At 62.4% G+C, this 19,734-nt stretch carries 24 protein-coding genes; 13 read left to right on the top strand and 11 right to left on the bottom strand.

What is annotated here, in order from left to right:
• Nucleotides 1–36 precede the first annotated feature (36 nt).
• On the top strand, nt 37–1,227 hold the full coding sequence (locus M1E12_RS03925) for a GGDEF domain-containing protein (RefSeq protein ID WP_310237251.1): 1,191 nt from the start codon (nt 37–39) through the stop codon (nt 1,225–1,227).
• A gap of 1,001 nt (nt 1,228–2,228) precedes the next feature.
• On the opposite strand, the gene M1E12_RS03920 is transcribed toward M1E12_RS03925, so the two are convergent.
• Nucleotides 2,229–3,002, bottom strand: coding sequence for a class I SAM-dependent methyltransferase (locus M1E12_RS03920; RefSeq protein ID WP_479563809.1), 774 nt, complete (start codon nt 3,000–3,002; stop codon nt 2,229–2,231).
• Between the two features lie 658 nt (nt 3,003–3,660).
• Between M1E12_RS03920 and M1E12_RS03915 the strand changes: the two genes are divergently transcribed.
• Nucleotides 3,661–4,347, top strand: a complete 687-nt coding sequence (locus M1E12_RS03915) for a permease (protein WP_479563808.1) — start codon at nt 3,661–3,663, stop codon at nt 4,345–4,347.
• An 11-nt stretch (nt 4,348–4,358) separates the two neighbouring features.
• Here M1E12_RS03915 and M1E12_RS03910 read toward each other — a convergent pair whose 3' ends face one another.
• Entirely contained in the window at nt 4,359–4,628 is a 270-nt protein-coding gene (locus tag M1E12_RS03910) for a hypothetical protein (RefSeq protein WP_479563807.1), read from the bottom strand.
• Nucleotides 4,629–4,829: 201 nt separating this feature from the next.
• Nucleotides 4,830–5,723, bottom strand: a complete 894-nt coding sequence (locus M1E12_RS03905; RefSeq protein WP_479563806.1) for an NAD-dependent epimerase/dehydratase family protein — start codon at nt 5,721–5,723, stop codon at nt 4,830–4,832.
• Between the two features lie 152 nt (nt 5,724–5,875).
• On the opposite strand from M1E12_RS03905, the gene M1E12_RS03900 reads away from it, so the two are divergent.
• From M1E12_RS03900 to M1E12_RS03870, 7 genes are all read left to right on the top strand, one after another.
• Nucleotides 5,876–6,355: a DUF3833 family protein gene (locus tag M1E12_RS03900; protein ID WP_479563805.1), complete on the top strand. Its 480-nt coding sequence runs from the start codon at nt 5,876–5,878 to the stop codon at nt 6,353–6,355.
• A gap of 239 nt (nt 6,356–6,594) precedes the next feature.
• Nucleotides 6,595–7,131, top strand: a complete 537-nt coding sequence (locus tag M1E12_RS03895) for a glyoxalase superfamily protein (protein ID WP_479563804.1) — start codon at nt 6,595–6,597, stop codon at nt 7,129–7,131.
• A gap of 78 nt (nt 7,132–7,209) precedes the next feature.
• Nucleotides 7,210–7,587, top strand: a complete 378-nt coding sequence (locus M1E12_RS03890) for a PH domain-containing protein (RefSeq protein ID WP_479563803.1) — start codon at nt 7,210–7,212, stop codon at nt 7,585–7,587.
• Nucleotides 7,588–7,632: 45 nt separating this feature from the next.
• Nucleotides 7,633–7,872 carry a DUF4160 domain-containing protein gene (locus M1E12_RS03885; RefSeq protein ID WP_136538564.1) on the top strand — a complete coding sequence of 80 codons (240 nt, stop codon included), beginning with the start codon at nt 7,633–7,635 and terminating at the stop codon, nt 7,870–7,872.
• Nucleotides 7,865–8,278, top strand: coding sequence for a DUF2442 domain-containing protein (locus M1E12_RS03880; RefSeq protein ID WP_136538563.1), 414 nt, complete (start codon nt 7,865–7,867; stop codon nt 8,276–8,278). The genes M1E12_RS03885 and M1E12_RS03880 overlap by 8 nt, the downstream gene beginning before the upstream one ends.
• 121 nt (nt 8,279–8,399) lie before the next feature.
• On the top strand, nt 8,400–8,984 hold the full coding sequence (locus M1E12_RS03875; protein WP_310237222.1) for a DUF1214 domain-containing protein: 585 nt from the start codon (nt 8,400–8,402) through the stop codon (nt 8,982–8,984).
• Nucleotides 8,981–9,532 carry a DUF1254 domain-containing protein gene (locus M1E12_RS03870; RefSeq protein ID WP_136538561.1) on the top strand — a complete coding sequence of 184 codons (552 nt, stop codon included), beginning with the start codon at nt 8,981–8,983 and terminating at the stop codon, nt 9,530–9,532. Before M1E12_RS03875 ends, M1E12_RS03870 begins: the two co-directional genes overlap by 4 nt.
• A gap of 7 nt (nt 9,533–9,539) precedes the next feature.
• Here the strand turns inward: M1E12_RS03870 and M1E12_RS03865 are convergent, their stop codons facing one another.
• Together M1E12_RS03865 and M1E12_RS03860 are read right to left on the bottom strand one after the other, a co-directional pair.
• Nucleotides 9,540–10,469: an HD-GYP domain-containing protein gene (locus M1E12_RS03865; RefSeq protein WP_479563802.1), complete on the bottom strand. Its 930-nt coding sequence runs from the start codon at nt 10,467–10,469 to the stop codon at nt 9,540–9,542.
• Nucleotides 10,470–10,732: 263 nt separating this feature from the next.
• Nucleotides 10,733–10,945, bottom strand: a complete 213-nt coding sequence (locus M1E12_RS03860) for a hypothetical protein (protein ID WP_113461918.1) — start codon at nt 10,943–10,945, stop codon at nt 10,733–10,735.
• Between the two features lie 326 nt (nt 10,946–11,271).
• On the opposite strand from M1E12_RS03860, the gene M1E12_RS03855 reads away from it, so the two are divergent.
• Nucleotides 11,272–12,414 (top strand): DUF2336 domain-containing protein, encoded by a 1,143-nt coding sequence (locus M1E12_RS03855; protein WP_479563801.1) that lies wholly within the window; start codon nt 11,272–11,274, stop codon nt 12,412–12,414.
• 133 nt (nt 12,415–12,547) lie between these two features.
• On the opposite strand, the gene M1E12_RS03850 is transcribed toward M1E12_RS03855, so the two are convergent.
• From M1E12_RS03850 to M1E12_RS03825, 6 genes are all read right to left on the bottom strand, one after another.
• Nucleotides 12,548–12,895, bottom strand: a complete 348-nt coding sequence (locus M1E12_RS03850) for a DUF1491 family protein (RefSeq protein ID WP_479563800.1) — start codon at nt 12,893–12,895, stop codon at nt 12,548–12,550.
• Between the two features lie 53 nt (nt 12,896–12,948).
• Nucleotides 12,949–13,458, bottom strand: a complete 510-nt coding sequence (locus M1E12_RS03845) for a type II toxin-antitoxin system YhaV family toxin (protein WP_479563799.1) — start codon at nt 13,456–13,458, stop codon at nt 12,949–12,951.
• Nucleotides 13,448–13,771, bottom strand: coding sequence for a type II toxin-antitoxin system PrlF family antitoxin (locus M1E12_RS03840; protein WP_479563798.1), 324 nt, complete (start codon nt 13,769–13,771; stop codon nt 13,448–13,450). The genes M1E12_RS03845 and M1E12_RS03840 overlap by 11 nt, the downstream gene beginning before the upstream one ends.
• An 89-nt stretch (nt 13,772–13,860) precedes the next feature.
• On the bottom strand, nt 13,861–15,312 hold the full coding sequence (locus tag M1E12_RS03835; RefSeq protein ID WP_479564822.1) for a methyl-accepting chemotaxis protein: 1,452 nt from the start codon (nt 15,310–15,312) through the stop codon (nt 13,861–13,863).
• 104 nt (nt 15,313–15,416) lie between these two features.
• A complete protein-coding gene (locus M1E12_RS03830; protein WP_479563797.1) occupies nt 15,417–16,427 on the bottom strand; it encodes a peptidoglycan-binding domain-containing protein in 1,011 nt (336 codons plus the stop codon).
• Complete coding sequence (locus tag M1E12_RS03825; RefSeq protein ID WP_479564821.1) at nt 16,399–17,901, bottom strand: sensor histidine kinase; 1,503 nt, start codon at nt 17,899–17,901, stop codon at nt 16,399–16,401. The genes M1E12_RS03830 and M1E12_RS03825 overlap by 29 nt, the downstream gene beginning before the upstream one ends.
• Nucleotides 17,902–18,402: 501 nt before the next feature.
• Here M1E12_RS03825 and M1E12_RS03820 point away from each other — a divergent pair.
• The 3 genes from M1E12_RS03820 (at nt 18,403) to M1E12_RS03810 (ending at nt 19,705) form a co-directional block, all read left to right on the top strand.
• A complete protein-coding gene (locus M1E12_RS03820; protein ID WP_479563796.1) occupies nt 18,403–18,867 on the top strand; it encodes a DUF5330 domain-containing protein in 465 nt (154 codons plus the stop codon).
• Nucleotides 18,868–19,127: 260 nt separating this feature from the next.
• Nucleotides 19,128–19,388: a CopG family ribbon-helix-helix protein gene (locus tag M1E12_RS03815; RefSeq protein ID WP_479563795.1), complete on the top strand. Its 261-nt coding sequence runs from the start codon at nt 19,128–19,130 to the stop codon at nt 19,386–19,388.
• Nucleotides 19,385–19,705: a type II toxin-antitoxin system RelE/ParE family toxin gene (locus tag M1E12_RS03810; RefSeq protein WP_479563794.1), complete on the top strand. Its 321-nt coding sequence runs from the start codon at nt 19,385–19,387 to the stop codon at nt 19,703–19,705. Before M1E12_RS03815 ends, M1E12_RS03810 begins: the two co-directional genes overlap by 4 nt.
• The last annotated feature ends 29 nt before the right edge of the window (nt 19,706–19,734 follow it).

The following is a 19,734-nucleotide window of genomic DNA, read 5'->3' as shown; positions in this document are numbered from 1 at the left end:
CTAAGGACCAGTTTTTCAATCGGTGATTGGACATCCATGATGAGATGGCTCGGACTTCCCGCACGACCGCGGCTTTCAGCGGAGCAATATGCGGCCTTTCTGGAATACCGGGCTCCTCTCCGCAGCCGCATGCTCCGAGCCGCCGTGTTCTGCGTCCTCACCTTCTATCTCAGCTGCTTTCTCTTCGATCTCTGGTTGCTGGGCGATGTCACGGTGCTTTCCGCCGTTTTGCGCTTTGCCGTGATCGTGCCGATCACCATCGGCCTCTTCGCCTATATCGCCGGCAACCACCCGATCGAAAAGAAGGAGATCGCCGCGATCCTCGTGGCGCTTCTCGCCAATGTCTGCTGGTGCATCATCCTGGTGTCGAGTTCGAGCCCGGGGGTTCTGACCTATTTCTATGCGGCGACCAGCTTCCAGATGGCGATCACTATTGCGGCCGCCTCCCCCTTCCGCCCGGCGCTGCGCGCCAGCATCTTCACCTTCTGTCTGAACTATTCGGCGATCTGGTTCCTGGAAGGCGTCACGCCGTCTTATGTGATCCAGCATCTGGCGGTCTACATGCCGACCGTGATCATGACCTTGCTCGTCTCCTACCAGCTCGAGGTCGAGGCGCTCACCAGCCATCTGCAGATGGAGGAAAACGAGGCGCTGAAGCGGGAATTGTCGCGTCAGAACAAGGATCTCGCCCGTCTCTCCGTCACCGATCCGCTCACCCGCCTCTCCAATCGCCGGGGCACGGAGATGGAGCTTTCAAGGCTGACGGGCGAAAGCCCGGATGCGGCCTCGCGCGTCGTGCTTCTTGTCGCCGATGTCGATCACTTCAAGGCCTATAACGATGCCTATGGCCATGGTGCCGGCGACGACTGCCTGAAACGCGTGGCGCGTGCCATGCGCCGGGCGCTGCCGATCGAGGCGCATCTCGCCCGCCATGGCGGCGAGGAATTCGTCGCGATCCTGGCGGATGCGGATCAGGACATGGCAGCAGCGCTTGCCGAAAGCCTGCGGCGCGCCGTGCGCCAGCTCGGCATCGCGCATGCCCATACCGGCGACCGCAACCAGCATGTGACAATCAGCGTCGGCGCCGCCTGCGGCACGATCCAGCACGAAGGCGATTTCGACCGCCTGCTCGACCTCGCCGACCGCGCGCTCTACGCCGCGAAGGCCGACGGCCGCAACAGCTGGCGGGTCAGCCTCAACGAAGAGACCGAGCGCGGCGTGGCGTGAGGGTGTGGGAGCGAGGTGAAGCCTGCCGCTTCGAGCGCTTGTCCGGATTCGGCCCGAAGCGGACATTTCATTGCCAGTACTCCCCATCCCACCGACATTGACCACGCACGCAAAGCCAGCAATGCTAAACAAAAGGATACGTCATGGATGCTCTCGGCGCACACCTATCTGCTTAGAATACTGGATTCATTAGGGATTTACTGTGTTTTTAGCTCTGTTTGCGTTTCTAGTCGGGTTGGCCTTGTACGCCAAGCAATTGAGGGACGGCCGTCCATTTTCCGAGACCATTTGGTTTACTTCAACGGTTATTCCCTCTTATTTTGTAGCTACGATTCTGCAGTGGCTCAATCATGATACTTGGGCAACTTATTCATCTGGCGCAGCGTCGGTGGGGATAAGTACGGTGGCCAGCTTCGTTCTTGCCAGTTTGCCAGTCATTTTGTTTAGCGGCTCGCACTCGGAGCCTTTTCCCCTACCCAAAGCGGATGGCCTGAAAATTCTATTTGCACTTATCGTGATCAGTTTTCTCGTGACGATGAGTGTAGCATTGATAGGCGACCGGGGCTTTGCTTGCTCTGATCGGAAGTGCTCAAACTCTATCTGGCTTGTTTCTTACAATTATGTGTTCGCAAAGGACTTTATAGGCCTTGTACTGGCATCCGTATTCCTTCTCAGCGTAATATTGCGTATCAGAAATTTTTACTATTCTTGGAGGTCCCAAAGCAGGGGGATTTCCTAGTGTCGGGCAGCCGCAGTGTGGCGCTCAATGTCTGCTCACTCATTTCAGCGTCAGCCTCGTGACCTTGGGCTAACCGTGCCTTGATCGAAGCGAATGTCCGCTCATGGCGCAAAGCTGTCGCCACCTGCGGCCCCGAAAGTAGCCTGGAGATGGATCCCACACCGTCGCACCGCTTGCCCGTGCGGTTGTGGCACGCGACGGTCCTTGCGGGCCATCGGCCGTTGTGCACCGTTTTGCCGCACGCGTGGGAGAAGATAACGCCTCACTCCGCCTTCCCGATCGGATACAAAAACAACCGCGTCTTGCGGCTGTCCGACAGCTCCCAGATCTCGTCGGGGTCGACATCCGGCACGGCAAAACTGTTGGAGACGAAGAGGCTGCCGGGTTTCATTTCGGTGGAGAGTTTTTGCCAGAGCGCGGCCATCGGGGCGGGTGAGAGGAAGGCGTAGACCACGTCTTCCTGGGATACATCCGTCTTCCAGAGATCGCCGCGGCGGATTTCGCCTCGGCCGGTGACGGCCGACAGGAACCGGGCGGCGAGATAGACGGCGGGGGCGTTTTCCACGCCGCTTGCCTTCCGGCCTTCGCCATCGAGGGCGCGCACGACGCCGCCAAGCCCGCAGCCGAGATCAAGCACCCGCGTGGCGCTTCGATCGCGCATCAGATCCTTGAGCACCGAGGCGGTCTCGGCATTGGTGAGATAAAGCGGCACGCGGCCGCGGGTGGTGTTCGAAAAGACGAGCGCCAGCACGAGGAAGGCCAGCCCGAAGGGCCAGGCGGGCAGATTGCCGACCAGCAGCGCCGAGCCCATGGCAAGCGGGAAGAGAAAGGCAATCAGCAGCCACCAGCGCGGCAGCTTGAGAAGGCCGCAGATCAGCGCCGCAAGCGCCCCTTGAAGAAGGAGTGCGATCGCAATCAGCGGCAGCCGCTCGACCGAGCTGGCAAGCGGCGCCGTGACGGCCGCCACCACCGGCAGGGCCACGACCTGGGCCAGAAGCGCGCCGAGGATCGGCGTCTTGCGGAAGAGTACGAGCATTCCATCTCCGGTGCTGACAATGGCCGCGACACTGGCAGGGGGTGGGGCGATTCTCAAGGGCTATCGGCCCGTCCCCTGAGGAGAAGGGCTGGCGAGAGGCTCCGGAGTGGGGTGAACCTTGAGGCTGCCGGAGACGTGGTCACCCCCACCCGCCGCTTCGCGGCGACCTCCCCCCTCAAGGGGGAGGTGGGTTGGGATGACCTGTGCCTCGGGACAAGGGCTGACTGGCGGCGGCGGGCATCCACCCTCCCCTTGAGGGGAGGGTCGGAGCGGAGCTCCGGGGTGGGGTGAACCTTGAGCCTGCCGCAGATGTGGTCACCCCCACCCGCCGCTTCGCGGCGACCTCCCCCCTCAAGGGGGAGGTGGGTTGGGATGACCTGTGCCTCGGGACAAGGGCTGACTGGCGGCGGCGGGCATCCACCCTCCCCTTGAGGGGGAGGGTCGGAGCGGAGCTCCGGGGTGGGGTGAACTTTGAGCATACCGCAGATGTGGTCACACCCCCACCCGCCGCTTCGCGGCGACCTCCCCCCTCAAGGGGGAGGTGGGTGGAGCCGCGGCGGCTTTGTCATGCCTCCCTTGCGCCCTCTCCTCCCTACTGGCATCGTCGGGTGTGGCCGGCGAAGAGGGTTGGGCCGCATTCGGTCGGGTGGAGTTGGCCATGGATTTCATGAGGTTGCTGAAGTCGCTGGAGGAGCTGCTTTACGAGCTGGTATCCTGGCTGGTCTTTTATCCCCTCACCTTCTGGCGGGCGCTGACGCGGCCGCTCAGCATGATGGAATATGCCGATATCGAGCTCAGCGATCGGCCCGAGGACCAGTATGACGATACGGTGAGCCCGCCGCTCTTTCTCCTGATCACACTTCTTCTGTCACAGGCACTGTCCGCCGCCTTTCCGACGCCACTCGGGGCGAGTGCTGCCGACATCGAGGCTCTGACCCGATCGACCTCCAACCTCTTGATCGCGCGCGGCGTGATTTTCGGGATCTTTCCGATGGCCATGGCCGTCACCCTCATCAAGCTCAAGCGTATGGCGCTCACCCGCTCGACCCTTCGGCCGCCCTTCTTCAGCCAGTGCTATGTGGCCGCGCCCTTCGTCATGCTGATCGGACTTTCGGTGGACTTCATCGCGGTGCCGGGCAGAGGCGGGATCATGGCGGCCATGCTGATCTTCGCCGCCGCCCTCCTGTGGTACGGGCAGGCGCAGATCCGCTGGTTCATGCAGGATCTGGGGCTCGGGCTCGTCAAAGCCTTCGGGCTCTTCCTGCTCGCCTTCGTGCTCGCGATGATCCTATCGCTTTCCATCGCCTTTGTGCTCGCGACGCAGTTGCCGCGCTGGAACGGCTGACGGCGCCACGATCAATGATGACGCCAGGAGGACGTCTGCCCCTCGGTTGCGGGTGGCGAAAGCGCCCGGTCGACCTCGGCTTCGAGCAGGACCTTTTCGCCGGAATTGAAATCGCTGAAGCCGTGAAAGGCCGCATGGGTCCACAGGATGCGGCCCGACATCAGCGGTGCGTCCACGGTCGCGATGACATGGCCGTTCATCGCCACGTCGAAGGTGACGAAATTGCGTCCCTTGATCTCGCTTTGCGCGAGGTTGGCAATCGCGATGCGCTTTTCGGTCAAGGCTCCACCTTCCCGACCCCGCCATTGTAGGGGTTTCTACTTTTCTCATATACGAGGAGAGCCGGGTTTGGTGTGTCTTTTTGGGATTATGCCCAGCAAAATTGCAGGGATTGGTGCTTCGCCCGCTAAAGCGCAGGTTGTTAGCCGGTCACGCCGCCCGAAACACTGTCCGGGCGGGTGGATCGACTTCGGAAAGTCCGCTCAGACCTTCACATATTTGCGCCAGTCATGCGCTTCCTTGAAGCCTAAAACTTCGCGGATCTTGCGGTTGGACAGCGGCGCTTCGAAGCCCTCGATCTCGCGGGTGATCGGCGTATTCGGCGCATATTTGGCGAGGAATTCCCGCGTCGGGATGGTCGCCGTGATCGTGTCGTTGACGGCATTGAAGACCTGGAAGCCGAGACCGTCCTTCTTCACGCAGAGATCGACGATCTGGCCGAGATCGCGGGCATCGATATAGGACCAGGCATTGCGCTTGCGCACCGGCGGATCGGCCAGATAGCCCGGGAAGGCAGCGTAGTCTTCGGGCGAGATTACATTGCCGATGCGCAGCGCATAGACATCGATGCCGAAGCGCATGGCAAAGGCGCGGGCGGTCTTTTCGTTGACCACCTTGGACAGGCCGTAGCTGTCCATCGGGTCGGTGTCATAGTCCTCCGTCAGGGGGAACTCCTTGTAGTCCTTGTCGCCCTCGGCAAAGCAGACGCCATAGGTGGTTTCTGAAGAGGCGATGATGACCTTCTTGATGCCGAGCTTGGCGGCGGATTCGAGGATGTTGTAGGTCGAGACGGTGTTTTCCGCGAAGGTCTTGTTGTCGGGATGCATCAGGATGCGGGGCACGGCTGCGAAATGCACGACCGCATCGACCGGCTTCGGGCCGCCCTCTTCTTCGTAACCGTCATAGCCGAAATGGCAGGACAGCGCGTTGAAGACCTCACCGGCATTGGTGACATCCGTCAGAAGGGTGTGCACGCCGGGATGATCGAGCACGGCGCGGTCGACATTCAGCACCTTGTGGCCCTGGTCCAGAAGATAGGGCACGACATGGCGCCCCGCCTTGCCGCTGCCGCCGGTAAACACGATCCTCTTGCCCATGGTGATCCTCCTCTTGGGATTGGGTTGTCGGATCACCAGATAGCGCGGCATCGGCAAAAGAGTAAGGGGGCAAAGGCCCGTTGACGGCTCAGGGAACCCGGGCCGCCCTCCCCGTGTTTCTCCGGTCCCACCGGCAACCCAGGAGAGACGCCGTGAAGCTTCAGGATTTTGCAGACAGAGAGCCAAAGTTCATCCTGGAGGAATTCTTCTCCGGCACCCTGCGTGGCTACGGCATGACGATCGGTCGGCTCGGCGGCTTCCAGAACCGGTTCACGATCGATGCCCGCGGACGCTTCGACGCCTCGGCCAACGTGCTCTCGCTGACGGAAGACTATTTCTTCGACGACGGCCATTCCGACACGCTGTCCTGGACGATCCTGAAGCGCGGCGAAAACCGCTACGAGGGCCGGGAAACGCTGATCGATGGCACGGCGGACGGCGAACAGGCCGGCTGCTCCTTCCGCTGGCAGTATTCCCGCGACGTGCCGGATGCCGACGGCTCGAAGACGCGTTTCGGCTTCGACGACTGGTTCATCCTGCATGACGAGCGGCACATGAGCGTGCATGCATCGCTCACCAAGCTCGGCCTGGAAGTGGCGACGATCGAGGCGTTTTACGAAAAGGTGGGGTGAGACGGGGCCGTCGGAAGCGACAGGAACGCAGAAAGGCGCCTTACCCATCTTGCCTTGGCGAAGGGGTCTGCTAGCCTCTCTGGCAGGCCGATGCAGCCTGCCGCTCCGCGGCGTTCCTTGGAACGCGATGGTGAATGCATCAAAGAACACCTCCTCATCCTTTCCCTCTCCGGAAGATGGCGACGGATCAGCAAACGCGGACACTGATGTGACCTGTTGCCACCGAGGAAGGAAAGACCATGCGCGATTTTCGCGATGCCAAACTGATGGCAAGGACGCTGAAGGCGGAACTGGCCAAAGCCAATCTTGAGATTACTCATTCCCGGGCACTGGAACTGGTGGCCAGGCAAATGGGCTTCGAGCATTGGAACATTCTCGCGGCCCGAATCGCGGCCAATGAGCACCCGCAAGCCGATATCGCAATCGAAGCCCCGATTCCGATCTTCCGCATCTTCGATGTCGACAAGGCGATGGAGTTCTACCGTGACTTCCTGGGCTTCTCCGTCGATTTCGAGCACCGCTTCGGCGAGAATTTTCCGCTATACTGCCAGGTGTCGCGCGGGACTTGCGTCTTGCATCTCTCCGAACATGCCGGCGACGCCTCGCCCGGCGCCAAGGCCTTCTCCTGGATGCGCGGCATCAAGACCTTTCACGCCGAACTGACCACGAAAGACTACCGCTATCTGAAGCCGGGCCTGGAGAATGCGCCCTGGGGCCTGCAGATGACGGTGACCGATCCGTTCAGCAACCGCATCGCCTTTTGCGAAAAGCTGTGATGGTCATGGGGCCGAACCGGTCTTGACGGCTTCGCGCCCCCTCCCCATCTCCCTTTTTAACATCGCAGGAGGATCACCATGGGACTGTTCGACGGATTGCTGGGCCACGGATCGAGCGTCGACCCCTCAGATCTTGCCAAGCGCCTGGACGGCGTGCTGATCGACGGCGAGCAGGTCTCGCTAGCCTTCAAGGTCATCCGCGATGTCTTCGTCTTCACCGACAAGCGGCTGATCCTGATCGACGTGCAGGGGATTACCGGCTCGAAGGTCGACTACATGTCCGTGCCGTACCGGGCGATTACCCACTTCTCGGTCGAGACGGCCGGCACCTTCGATCTCGACAGCGAGCTGAAGATCTGGGTGTCGGGTGCCCATGAGCCGGTGACGAAGACCTTGAAGAAGGGCACGGATGTGCGCGGCATTCAGCGGGCCTTGGCGGCGGGGGTCTTACGGTAGCCTCCACCATTCTTGACGAACCCAACGGATGGGTTATTCTAGGGTATGGTCGTCGTCCATCGCGCGTTCGGTTTTCGCTTCGTGATCTACACGCAGGATCACGAACCCGCACATATTCACGTCACCGGGCCAGGACAGGCAAAAATCAATCTTCGTGGCGAAAATGGCAAGCCGGAACTGATTTATAGCATCGGTATCACGCGCGCGGACCTTAGACGTATCATGACCGAAGTTGCCGCCGTGCAGGGTCGGTTGTTGAAAGAATGGGAGCGGATTCATGGCTGATCTGGACGAAAAGCAACTTGACGCTGCAGAAGCGCAAGGCCGCGCGATGTTTAACACAGAGCCCCGCGCCGTTGCCGCGCGATACGACAAAAAGACCGGCCGCCTTGTGATCGATTTGGCCAACGGATGCGTCTATGCGTTTCCCACGGCCCTGGTTCAGGATCTGCAGTCGGCCTCGCCCGAAGCCCTGGCCGCTGTTGAAATCGACGGGCTCGGCTTCAACCTTCATTGGCCTGAGCTGGATGTCGATTTGTTCGTGCCGGCTCTGATTGCTGGGGTGTTCGGGACAAAGGCCTGGATGACGCGGGAGTTTGCTCGCCTAGCCGGGCAGGCAAAGTCGGAGGCTAAAGCTGCGGCTGCGCGCGCGAACGGTGCCAAAGGCGGTCGGCCACGCAAAGCCGGGTAGTCGGCGAGAGCCTTGCGAGCATCCTCCTCTTCCCAAACTTCCCTCACCCCCGAATCAGTGATACGCCTCGGGCACTGCCAGAGCGGCCTTGCCGCCGTTGCCTCGAGGTCTCAACCCGCCCGTGTTTCGTGTTCCCTTCATTGTCGCCACTGCGCTGATCATCGCCTTTGCCGGCGGGATCCTGTCGGCGCTTTCGATGCTGAATGCCTCCGTCGGTTTCGGGGCGATCGAGGTGGCCGGATGGCGGGCCTTTCCGACGGCGCAGACGGCCTCTGCCGATCCCTATGCCAAGGCGCATCGGGCCAAGGGCGGGCGCTTGCTCTACGGGTCGGCGGAGGGGCTGCAGTTTACCGCCGCGCGCGACAAGGATGGGCTGACGCTGACCGGAACCTGCTCCTACCGGATGAGCGGACGCACGCCGACGACGCGGCTCTGGACGCTTTATGCCGCCGATGCCGACGGCAATCCGCTGGATGCCGGCGCGGAGCGCCCGACGGCGAAGAATTCCCAAACCGTGCTCAGGCGCCGCGACGGGTCCTTCGACATTGTTATTTCGCGTACGGCGAAATCCGGCAACTGGCTCGCCATTCCCGATACGGGCGCATTTCAGCTGGTGCTGACGCTGCTCGACACACCGGCGGCCGCCTCCACCGGCCTATCGGGTCTCTCCATGCCGGTCATCGAGCAGATCGGATGCGGCCAATGAGCAAGTTTCTCTACGCCATCATCACCGGTATCATCGGTGCCGCTCTCCTGCACATCATCATCATCCTGGGCGTGCCGCATTTCACGGGTCGCGACGCCTATACGCGCGTGACCTCGGAAGGGGCGCCCTTCGTCTTCCACCCGCTTTCGGCACGGCCCGATGCTGTGGGGCTCGCGAGCCTTGATCCTTATCTCAGGGTCGCGGTCTGCCATTTCGACATCGAGCGCCAGCCGCTCTCGCTCGTTGCTTTGGGGGAAGGCGTGGATTTTTGGTCGGTCGCGCTCTACGACCGCGACGCAAACGAAGTCTTTTCGATGAATGACCGCACTTCGGTGGCCGGCGATCTCGATGTGCTGGTGGCAACGCCGGTGCAGGTGGCGCAGCTCAGAAAGACGCCGATCGCAGCACTCGCCGAGACGATCCTCGTCGAACATCCGGGCACCGAAGGCTATGTGGTGTTGCGCGTGCTTGCCCCGCAGGCAAGTTATGAACCGGAGGCCCGGGCCTTCCTTGCCAACGCCGAATGCCTGCCGTTTACCGGGCGCTGAGATCCGATCAGGGCTGCGGCGCGTCGGCCAGCACGCTGCCGAGCCGGATGACCAGCTTGCGATCGAAGAATTGCGGCCTTGCAAACATCCAGTCGAGTGCCTGGGTCGAGGTCCAGGGGCGCTTGTAGGGCCGGACGGAGGTCAATGCTTCGAAGACGTCACAGACGGTGCTAAGCCGCACCGGCAGGCTCAGCTCCTTCTGCTTCAGGCCCAGCGGATAGCCGGAGCCATCCAGCGCTTCGTGATGCAGGCGGCAGATATCGAGCACGACCTGCGGCAATTCCGGATAGGTCTGCAGCAGGCGGTAACCACCCTCGGGATGGTTGCGGATGACATGGCGCTCCTCATCCGTGAGCTTGCCGGGCTTGGTCAGGATTTCGTTGGGTATGAGCAGCTTGCCGATGTCGTGCAGCATGCCGGCGACGCCGAGGATGCGCACTGTATCCTCTTCCATCTCAAGCGAGCGGGCGAGAAGCGTCATCATGCCGCTCACGGCAAGAGAATGCACGTAGGTCGTCTCGTCCTTGCTCTTCAACCGGGTCACTTCCAGCGCGACGACCGTGCTGTCGGACCAGCGAGAGGCGTTTTCATCGGCCGCCTGGGAGAGATTGTCCATATCCAGCGCGCCGCCTTCGACGAGGCCGTTCAGGCTGGTGCGTAGGGCCTTGGCCGACTGCGAGACGTCACTGCGCACTGCAGCGATCTGCGCGCGGTCGAGGGCTTGCCGGCCCTTGTCTGCCTGCGGCGCGCGACCCTCGGCATCAAGGCCGAGCTGGATGTTGATGGAGACTTCCTGGGCCGATGTTGCGCGGATGGCGGCCAGTTCGGCATCGCTCTTGACCAGGAAACGGCGTCGGGCGAATTCCCGACTGGGGCAGGCAACGCTTTCGACGAACATGCCTTTGCGGATACGGTCCTTGGCAATCTTCACCAGCATGAATTGGCACCAGGTCTCCGCTTTTTGCAGGCGAGGACGTCACACCTGCAGGCATTGCAGCAATATACCGCGATTTCTAATTTTATATTATATTGTAAAAGTAATGAAACCAGTAACGCGCGTCACAGTTGTCGACGGGTTGCACGAAGTTGTGATCGCGGAGCGGCACACGTCCTTCCCTCAACGCGGTGCTGCCGGTCGTGACGACGCTGGATTATGCCGCGCAAGGCAAGCGTTAGCGCGTGCATCGGCTCAGAGACAGATCAGTAGGGGCGGCGTCCGGGGCCGAAGGCAGGGCCTTGAGGCGCGGGCAAGGCCGGCAAGGTCGGCAGTTCCACCCGCGGCCATATGGCATTGGGGTCCAGCCGCTCGTAGCGAATGCCGGTGAAGAAAAGGATCTCTGCCTTATGCTCACCCGTGCGGGGAGAGCGGCGCGAAGGGTTCAGCCGATCCGAAATCCTGATGATGTCCGCCATGCTCGTCTCCTTTCGAGAAGAAAGATCGAGAGGGTCGAGAGGGTCATCTCGCCCTGCCCTCCCATTACGAGGGCCGGCACAATCCGGTTCATGTTGCGGAATGTCTTACACGCACCGGGGTCATCTGCGCCTTTCTCCGACGCGTTCCCCTGTGTCGCGGTTCACCCCACGAAACGGGGTACGCATATGCCTAATATCGGAAACATGCGGTGAATCGCCTGCCTTGACCATCCACCTGTCCACAGGAAGCCATAGCTTAGTTAACAGCTTGCTAACAAATTTGTTCTAATCTCGATCACATCTGTATTGCGTTGGAGTGGTTTGTGGTGAGCGAACAGTTCAGGGAGCTTGAGAAGCCGGCCGGCGCGCGGAACAAGGATGTCGTTCTGATGGCCACGGTCACGAGTTTCCAGGCGCTCTCCTTCCCCGGCAAATCCGAACTCCGACAATTTGCCGAACTGTTCCAGCCGCTGTTTGCAGGGTCATCCATGGAAGCCCGCCGCGAGGCGGTGGCGGCCTTGTCAAGAAGCCCGAACCTGCCCCTGTCGGTCGCGGCCTTCATTGCCAGCCAGCCGATCTCGATTGCGGCACCCTTCCTCGCGTCGTCCCCGGCCCTTTCCGACGACATGCTGATCATGATTGCCCGCACCCAAGGGGCCGACCATGCCCGCGCCATCGTCAAGCGCGAGCGGCTGTCGCCCACCGTGATCGACGCGCTGGTTTCCCTGCGCCACGCGCTGCCGCCGCGCCCCGATAAGGCGAAGGTGGAAGAAACCAAGGTCGAGCCACCGCAAAAGACCGCCCCGTCGAGCTTCGACAAGGTGATGGCGGATCTCGAGATGAGCGATCTGTCTGGCGCGGTTGCACCGCAAAAGATCGTGCCAGAGCCTGTGGCGCGGGAAGAGGCGCTGCGCCAGACCATCAAGCGCATGGCCTATCAGCAGCGGCCGCCCCGCGAGGATCGGCTCGGTCGCCGGCAGGCAACGCCGGTGCAGACGGCGCTTCTGGTGCGGTTCGCACGTGCCCATGACGGCGGCTTCTTCGCAACGACCCTGGCCGACATGCTGTCCTCCAGCCGGTGGCTTGCCGAGCGCATCCTGCTCGACATTTCCGGCCGGCAGCTGGCCACGACGCTGGCAGGCGTTGCGATGGAAGATCGTGACGCGGTCTTCATCCTCGAGCACATCTACCCGCATCTCGCGCGGCGCGAGAACGGCGCGAGCCGGGCAGAGACCCTGCTCTTCGGCATGGATCCGGACCAGGCGGAAGCGCGCATCGACAGCTGGATCCGCGCCGATCGCTACACCTTCGCCGGGGAGGATTTGCCGGTGGTGGCCCGCGAAACCGAACCGCGCGAGGTCCCTGCCACGGGAGCGACAAGCCTCAAGGCCGCGAACCAGGGATCGGCGAAACGCCAGCCGGTCGGCGACGAGCACGGGCGGCAGGTGCTGCGGGCACGCAAGCGGTAAGGCTTAGGCTTTGGGCATTTGAGCGATGGTGGTCGACCTTGGCCGCTGTCGGCGCGGTGGTCACCCCACCACGGCGCTTTGCGCCGACCCTCCCCCCTCAAGGGGAGAGTGGCAGCTATGACTTATCCTGCCGTCAACCCTTCTGATCTGTCAGGCTGAGATAGGTGCCGAGATCGTCGACCTCGATCTCGACCAGCCAGAGATCGCTGTCGAATTTCTGCTCGCGCGCGATTAAGGCTTCAACGGCCTCCGGCTCGGCGCGTGTGAGGCGCGCTTCAAAGATCCTGTCATCGCGCTCCCCCTCCCCGATCATCGCCTGCGGTGCCGGACCGAAGAGCGTCTCCAGGCCGTCACGGAATCGCTGGCGCACGAAGATGGCGCCGGAGGCCTCCGACCCCTTGGCGACGACGGCCGCATAACCGCCATCGGAAAAGACGCGGCGGGTCAAGGCGGAGACGAAGATGTCGGAGCGGATGCGCATGGGGCATGGGTTTAGGGGATTGCGGGGTCGGCGTCGAGGGTGGGCGTGGAGGGTCAGGCTTCATCCCTTGGGGCGACTGCCTTCGCGAACGCCTCGGCGGCACGTTTCGCCTGTTGCAAGATAGCATCGAAATCGTCGGGCGGATGGCCGCTCTCCAACATGCTCTTGAACGTCGCGTAAGCATCGGATCGGCTGCCGTACGCCCGAAGCGTCTCATCATCATTGACCCAGACGAAGACAATGATCTTCCGGCTGCTGTCAAAGCGAAAGAACAGGCGATACTGCTGGAAGAACTTTGCGCGGAACCAATGCTTGCGATGGCTGCCCAGCGTGTCTCCCTGGCGGAATTGCGGCGATGCCGGATCAGCAGGAATATCGTTCGCGACCAGTTTCATTATCGCGGCAAGGCGCTTCGTCACGTTTTTCTTCTGCCAAGTGTCAGGATCGCGCCGCCTACGGTCCTCCACTTCGGCTATCAGGCTGTTCAACTGATCGAGGAAGAGCGGATGGGCGAAAAGTGCCCAGCCATTGGCGACGATGGGGGTGCCAGCGTCATTCGTCATCGGGCATCAATGGAGCGTCGAGATCGACATCGACATCGCTCACCAGAGCGTTGACCCGGGCGAGCACAGACGGATCCAAGGGCTTCAGACGTTCGGGATGAGCGGCCAAGTCACGTTCCAACAGGGCCAGAAATGCTGTCAAAGCCGGGTCTGGCTCATCAGACACGGCTTCGATGTAAACCCGCCCCGTGGCATCCGTCCGATAGCGGATCTGGTCACCCTTACGAAGGCGCAGCTGCTTGCGTACGCCGCTCGGCACCGTAGTCTGGTACCGATCGGTCAGCTTGGATATCTCATCGGGTCTTGCAGCCATGTTTGAAACCGATCCGTGCGTCTGCCTTCAAGGTAATGCAATCGCATTGCCTCGGCAAGAGATTTGCTCGGGCTGGTTCCTTGAGCGAGCTACACCTTCACCGCCAGCCTCAGCCCGCCCCAGTGACGCCCTGCGACGAAAATCGGGGCGGAGATGTCCTTCATCAGGACGAAGTTGCCGCCGCCCATGTCGCGGCGGTAGGTCTGGACGAGGAAAGGTGCAGTCGAACGGCCGGCGGCCAGGCCAACACGGTCGTTGAAGATGCGGCGGTTGCGGCAGTTGGCGGTGTTCCAGACGGTGTCGCCCGGGCGCTGCGGGGCGGAGAACTTCTTGTTGTGGGTCGGCAGGTAGCCGTTCTCGTCCACGGCGGCACAGAAGCCGATGCGCTCCGAGGAGCCGGCGACGGGCTCGATGATGGCGGGCAGGACCTGATCGGTGAATTCCGTAAAGCCGGTCATCATCTGCACCGGATCGGTGCCGGGGATCGGGCGGTAATTGCGGTCAAAGAGGTCACTTGTCCGGATGCGGCCGCTATCGACCGCCTGCTGGAAGACCTCAGATATGCGGGCGGCGACATCGACGGCGGTGTCGATCCAGTCGCTGTCTGCCGTGCGGATGCCGGCACTGGCCGTCAACTGGATCAATGTTTCCGAGAGCGCCACGACCTTGTCGACGCGACCGGCCGTCTGCTGCAGGTGGTGGTCGGACTGGCGGACTTCGGCCGACATGTCGCTGAGCGTCGCGACGAATTCGGAGCACTGACGATCCACCTGGTCCGTCGTCTGGGCCATGGCGGAGGAACCGTCGAGAATACGGGTGATGACCTGCTCCATGGCGGAGAAGGAGTTGTTCATGGCCTGCGAGGTCTCGCGCACGTCGCGGGCGCTTGCGGTCGCACCATGGCCCGCTTCGGTCAGGCGGACGATCTTCTGGCGGATCTGGTTCAGCGTTTCCTGGATCGCGCCGGTCGCCTGGGAGGTCTGGAGCGCGAGGGCACGGACTTCGGCGGCGACAACGGCAAAGCCCTTGCCGGCCTCGCCCGCTCTCGCAGCTTCGATCGCGGCATTCAGCGCGAGCAGATTGGTCTGACGGGCGATCGTACCGATCTCTTCGGCCACCTTGTCGACTTCCGTCAGCGACTGGGAGAAGCTGCCGATCTCGGTGCCGATCTCCTCCGATGTCTCGACCATGTGGTCGATCTTGCCGACCGCTCCGGTCAGGCGGGTTGCAGAGTCCGTCAGCATGCGGCGGGCTTCACCGGCGGTCTGATCCGTTTCACGCAGCGAGGCGGCCACCTCGCGGTTGGTTTCGGCGATGGACAGCGCTGTCCGGGTGATGCCATCGAAGGTGACGGCATGACGCTTGGAAATGCCGGCGACATCCTGGATTGCGCCGGCAATATCGACCAGGTCGACCCCGAGCGTGGATGCCTCTTCCGCCAGGCGCTGGACGATGCCCCGCAGGGTGGCGGCATCGACTTCTGCAGTTTGCGGGGCCTCCGGCACCGCCGCCTGGTGATCGTCCTCAAAGCGCGCGTTCATCGCAGCAATCATGGATTGTCCTCCTCCAATCGAAGAAGAATACCAATCGTATGATTAATGAGGGATTACTTTAGGGACTATGAAAATTCACCTAGACAAAGGGATTAAAGCGCCCCGATATCCTTCAGCTTTTTCAGGACGGCGGCACTTGGCTCGCCTGTTTCCGGCAGCTGGTAGTGGCGCTCGAAGCGGCGGATGGCGGCGCGGGTGTCTTCGCCGGCGACGCCGTCGATGGTGACGTTGCGATAGGCCATGTTGCTGAGGCCGCGCTGGATCTCCATGACGAGGCCCGGGTCGAAATTGGCCTGCTGGACCGGGGGCGGCGCATTGCGTTCCACGGATTTGGGTGGCAGGGCCTGGACCGGAACGACCGGGCGGCGCGGCGCGGTGACGACCTGGGTTTCGGCGCTGCGGATCGCTGCGGCGACGGGATCTTCTGCGTCTGCCTTCACATCCATGACAGGGCGCTGGGCGGGCACTGCGGCGGTGACGCCTCGGTCGAGCGTCAAGGCGGCCAGAAGCTCCGGGGTCACCAGGCCATTCGCCTCCATGCCGACGGTCTTCTGAAAGAGGGAGATCGCGGTCTCTGTGCGCGGACCGATGACACCATCGGCTTCGCCGTCATAGAGGCCGCGACGCAGGAGTTCGGCCTGGACCTCGCGAATGAGCTTTGCCGTTTCCTCGGCATTGGCCGGAAGGCTTGCCGGCAGCGTGGCGAGGGTCTGGCCTCCGGCCGCCGGCGCTGCGGGCGTTGTCGTCGACGCGTCTGCCGCAGGCGCTTCGGTCGCGCCGGGCTTCTCGCGTTCGATGCGGAAGGTGGTTACGGTCTCAGGATCCTGCTCGCTCAGGAGCGGCGCGCGCGGTACGCCGGCAAGGGCGGTGAAGTCCTCGGCATTGCGCGTGCGCAGGAAGGGCGACGGATGCTGGCCGGGCTGGTACCAGAGGGCGTTGGCGGCGATCGTGCCGAAAACGAGGGTGAAACAGAAGGCACCGCCGACGGCGCGCGGATGTCGCCCGGCCAGACGCACGACTGCGCCTGCGCCCTTGGACAGAAGGAGAAGGGCCGTTCCGCCCGCCTTCTTCTTCTCAGGCGATTTTCGCTTCCGCTTCGTCATGCTCCGGTGCTTTCCCACCCTTCTTAGCCTCGGATCCCGCTTCAGCTAGACGCGGCGGGAACTCGACCATATTGGTTTCGCCTGCGGCCTGCGCACCCGAGCCGTCTGCCGGCAGGGTGACCATGACCACGGTGCCCTCGCCCGGCCGGCTTTCGATCCGGAAGGTGCCGCCATGGAGGGCCGTCAATCCCTTTACCAGCGAAAGCCCCAGGCCGGAACCCTCGTAGTTGCGATTGAGATCGTTCTGCACTTGTGTGAAGGGTCGACCGATCAGGGCCATCTTTTCCGGCTGAATTCCAATGCCGGTATCGCTGACGCTGATGACGACCTCGTTGCCGTGGCGCGCGGCATCGATGATGACCGCGCCGCCGGCGTCGGTGAACTTGATGGCGTTTCCGACCAGATTGATGACGATCTGACGCAGGGCACGGCCATCGGCGGTGACCTCGCCCAGGCCTCTCGGCAGGCGGCTCGTCAGCTTCACGCCCTTGGTCTGGGCCTGGAGCGAGAGCATGCGCTCGCATTCGGTGAGCGACGCGGCGAGATCGAATTCCTCGAGCAGCAGTTCGTAGCGGCCGGCTTCGATCTTCGACATGTCGAGCATGGTGTTGACGACCGACAGCAGATGTGCGCCCGACTGGCGGATCAGCTGCACATATTCGCGCTGGCGGTCGTTTTCGAGCTTGCCGAAATATTCGCCGATCAGGATGTCGGAGAAGCCGAGGATGGCGTTGAGCGGCGTGCGCATCTCGTGGCTGACCGCAGCCAGGAAGCGGCTCTTGATCTCGTGGGCAGCACTTGCCTCTTCTTCCTTGCGGGCGACGGCGGCGCGCATCTGCATTTCGCCCTCGATATCGAGCATCTGGGCACGGACAGAGGTGAGCGACCCGTCTTCGGCGCGCACGGCGGTCATGTCGAGGCGGACGTTGAGGAACTGGGCCTGGTCGAGACCGATGACAGGGCGATCGAGGCGCAGGTCGGTGACGACGACATCGGCGCCGAGGCGCAGCTCGTCGAGCGACTGGACGAAAGCCAGGCGGTCGGAGACATGCACCTGATCGACGAAGGGCCGCGACAGGGGCTCGCGCAGGAAGGACAGGAACATCTGGCGGTCGCGGCCACCGGCTGAACGCACCACGCCGGAGGCGTCCAGAGTCAAGAAGAGGCCGGGGCAGAATTCGTAAGGGTCGGCGGCTGATGTCTCTGCACCACGAGGGGTGGCTTCGATGCCGTCCGCGCCCAGGCGGCGGCCGGCAACCAGTGCCACAGCGGCCAGGAGATAGAGGGCCGTTGCCAGAGCAAAGCCGATCGGCAGGCCGGTTGCGGCACCGAACAGGAAGGTCAGTACGACCGGCACGGCAAAAAAGGTGGGCGAGAGCGCAAAGGTCAGCTTGCGGAGCGCTGCGATCTCTGCCCGATCGACCGGGCGGCCGGCGGCGTGACGCGAGAGGAGCCGGGCCAGCAGCCCGTCCATCGACATCGTCAGTCCATCCGACATTTTACGCAATACAACCACGCCAGAAATCCGCGACCGCTTCCTCTGATTTACCGCCCAAGGATAGGCCGGACGCGCTTAAGGAATAGATAAGGCAGAGGCCTGCGAACGGCCAGGAACGGCCGTTCTGACCCGAAACAGGACAGCCGACGGAGGCTTTCCCAAACATGGTTAACGGAGCGTAAGCGCTGAAATCATTCAGTTTTTAGAAATGGCGTTAACGCTTGTGGTCAGTGCGCGCGCCGAGAAGCGGTGGATTGCCGGGCGCCTGCCACATTTATGCTTAACGCCGACCGATAAACTTCAAGACAAGGGGCCGGGAACCAAGCGATCGTTCAAATTTTACTCGAATTCGTCTCAAAGCCGAGCGGGTTTCGAAAAGCGATTTTGGCGAATCAAACCTAGGGTGGCGTCCATGAGTTCGGGAAGAAACCCGGACCGTTCCGGCAAAGACCGGGCAACAGGGAATTGGTGAAGACCATGTGGTTTCTGATCAAGGGAACTTTCTATTGCACCGCGACGCTCGTCGCCCTGTCCTTCCTGGCGGCACCGCCCGCCGAGGAGAAGGACGGCGCGGGCTTCGACATGGGTGCCGCCATCACCGCCGCAAGCGGCGCCTATGACTATGTGACCTCGCTTTGCGTCGAGAAGCCGGAGGTCTGCGAAAAGGGTGCCGCGACCTTCCAGGCGCTCGGACAGCGAGCCCGCGAAGGTGCGCTTGTCGCCTATCAGCTGCTCGACAAGCAGTTCACCGAGGATGGCGCAACCGCCGTGGCCGACGAAAACCCATTGCCGAAGCGCGGCGCGGTCGACATCGTCAAGCCGGAGGTGGAGACGCCGCAGCTCGCCAATGTCGAGATCGAGGCGCCGGTCATCACCGGCACGGTCACACCGACGGAACGCCCGAAGCACCTGCCCAAACCCTACCAGCCGCCGAAGCCCTGAGGCTTTCAGCGCTCCCCTCGATTGCTCCCGCAATCCTTTCCAAGAATTCCGGGGCGGATGCCCGCCCCTTTCCCGCTTGCAGCCGGCCCTGCCATGGACCGGATGCCTGTCTGCCTGTCCCTGACTGACTTCGGCATTTGCCGGGCCGCGTAGCGCAAGCTGCGCGGCTTTTTTCTTCTGGTCTGCCGATCGGACCGGCCGAGCGTTGAGAAACCAGGCCACTTGTCTTACTATGTCTTACGGGGAAGAAGGAGCAGGACATGGCCTCGCCCAAGCAGACCGATTCCGTCACGGTGCGCATTCCGTCGGACATTCTTGCCGACATCGACCGAATTGCCGAAAGCACGGAGCGCTCCCGCAGTTACATCGTCCTGCGCGCGCTGAAGACTTATCTGCTCAACGAAGGCGCTGATATCATCGCGACCATCGAGGGACGAGCAGAGCTGAATGCGGGGGAGCACGAGGACTTTGACGCGGTTCTCGCGGAGATGGACCGCATGATCGCCGGTAAGGTGGCATGAGATCGATCCGGCTCTCTCGGAAGGCTGCAGCATTTGTTCGCCGTGAGAGCGCCTATCTGAAGGATCACAGTCCGGCTGCCGCGCGCGGCTTCTTGCAGGTCATGAAACGGGCACGCCAGCTGCTGCAGGATTTTCCGGATGCGGGGAACACCCAGCATGGCCTGCAGATCGCCGGCTTCCGGACGCTTGTCGTCGGGGACTTCCTTATCGACTATCGTGTCGCAGATGCTGGCGTTGAAATCGCCACGATCCGGCATGGACGCATGCAAATAATCCTGCCAGAGATCGATGAGCCTGGCCCATCCGACCCCACCTGAACCCACGACTGGCGTGAGTTGAGCCATCG

It is taken from the genome of Rhizobium sp. K33 (assembly GCF_056501445.1).
The sequence above is the reverse complement of the archived record's forward strand: the minus strand, read 5'-3'. Positions and strand labels throughout refer to the sequence as shown.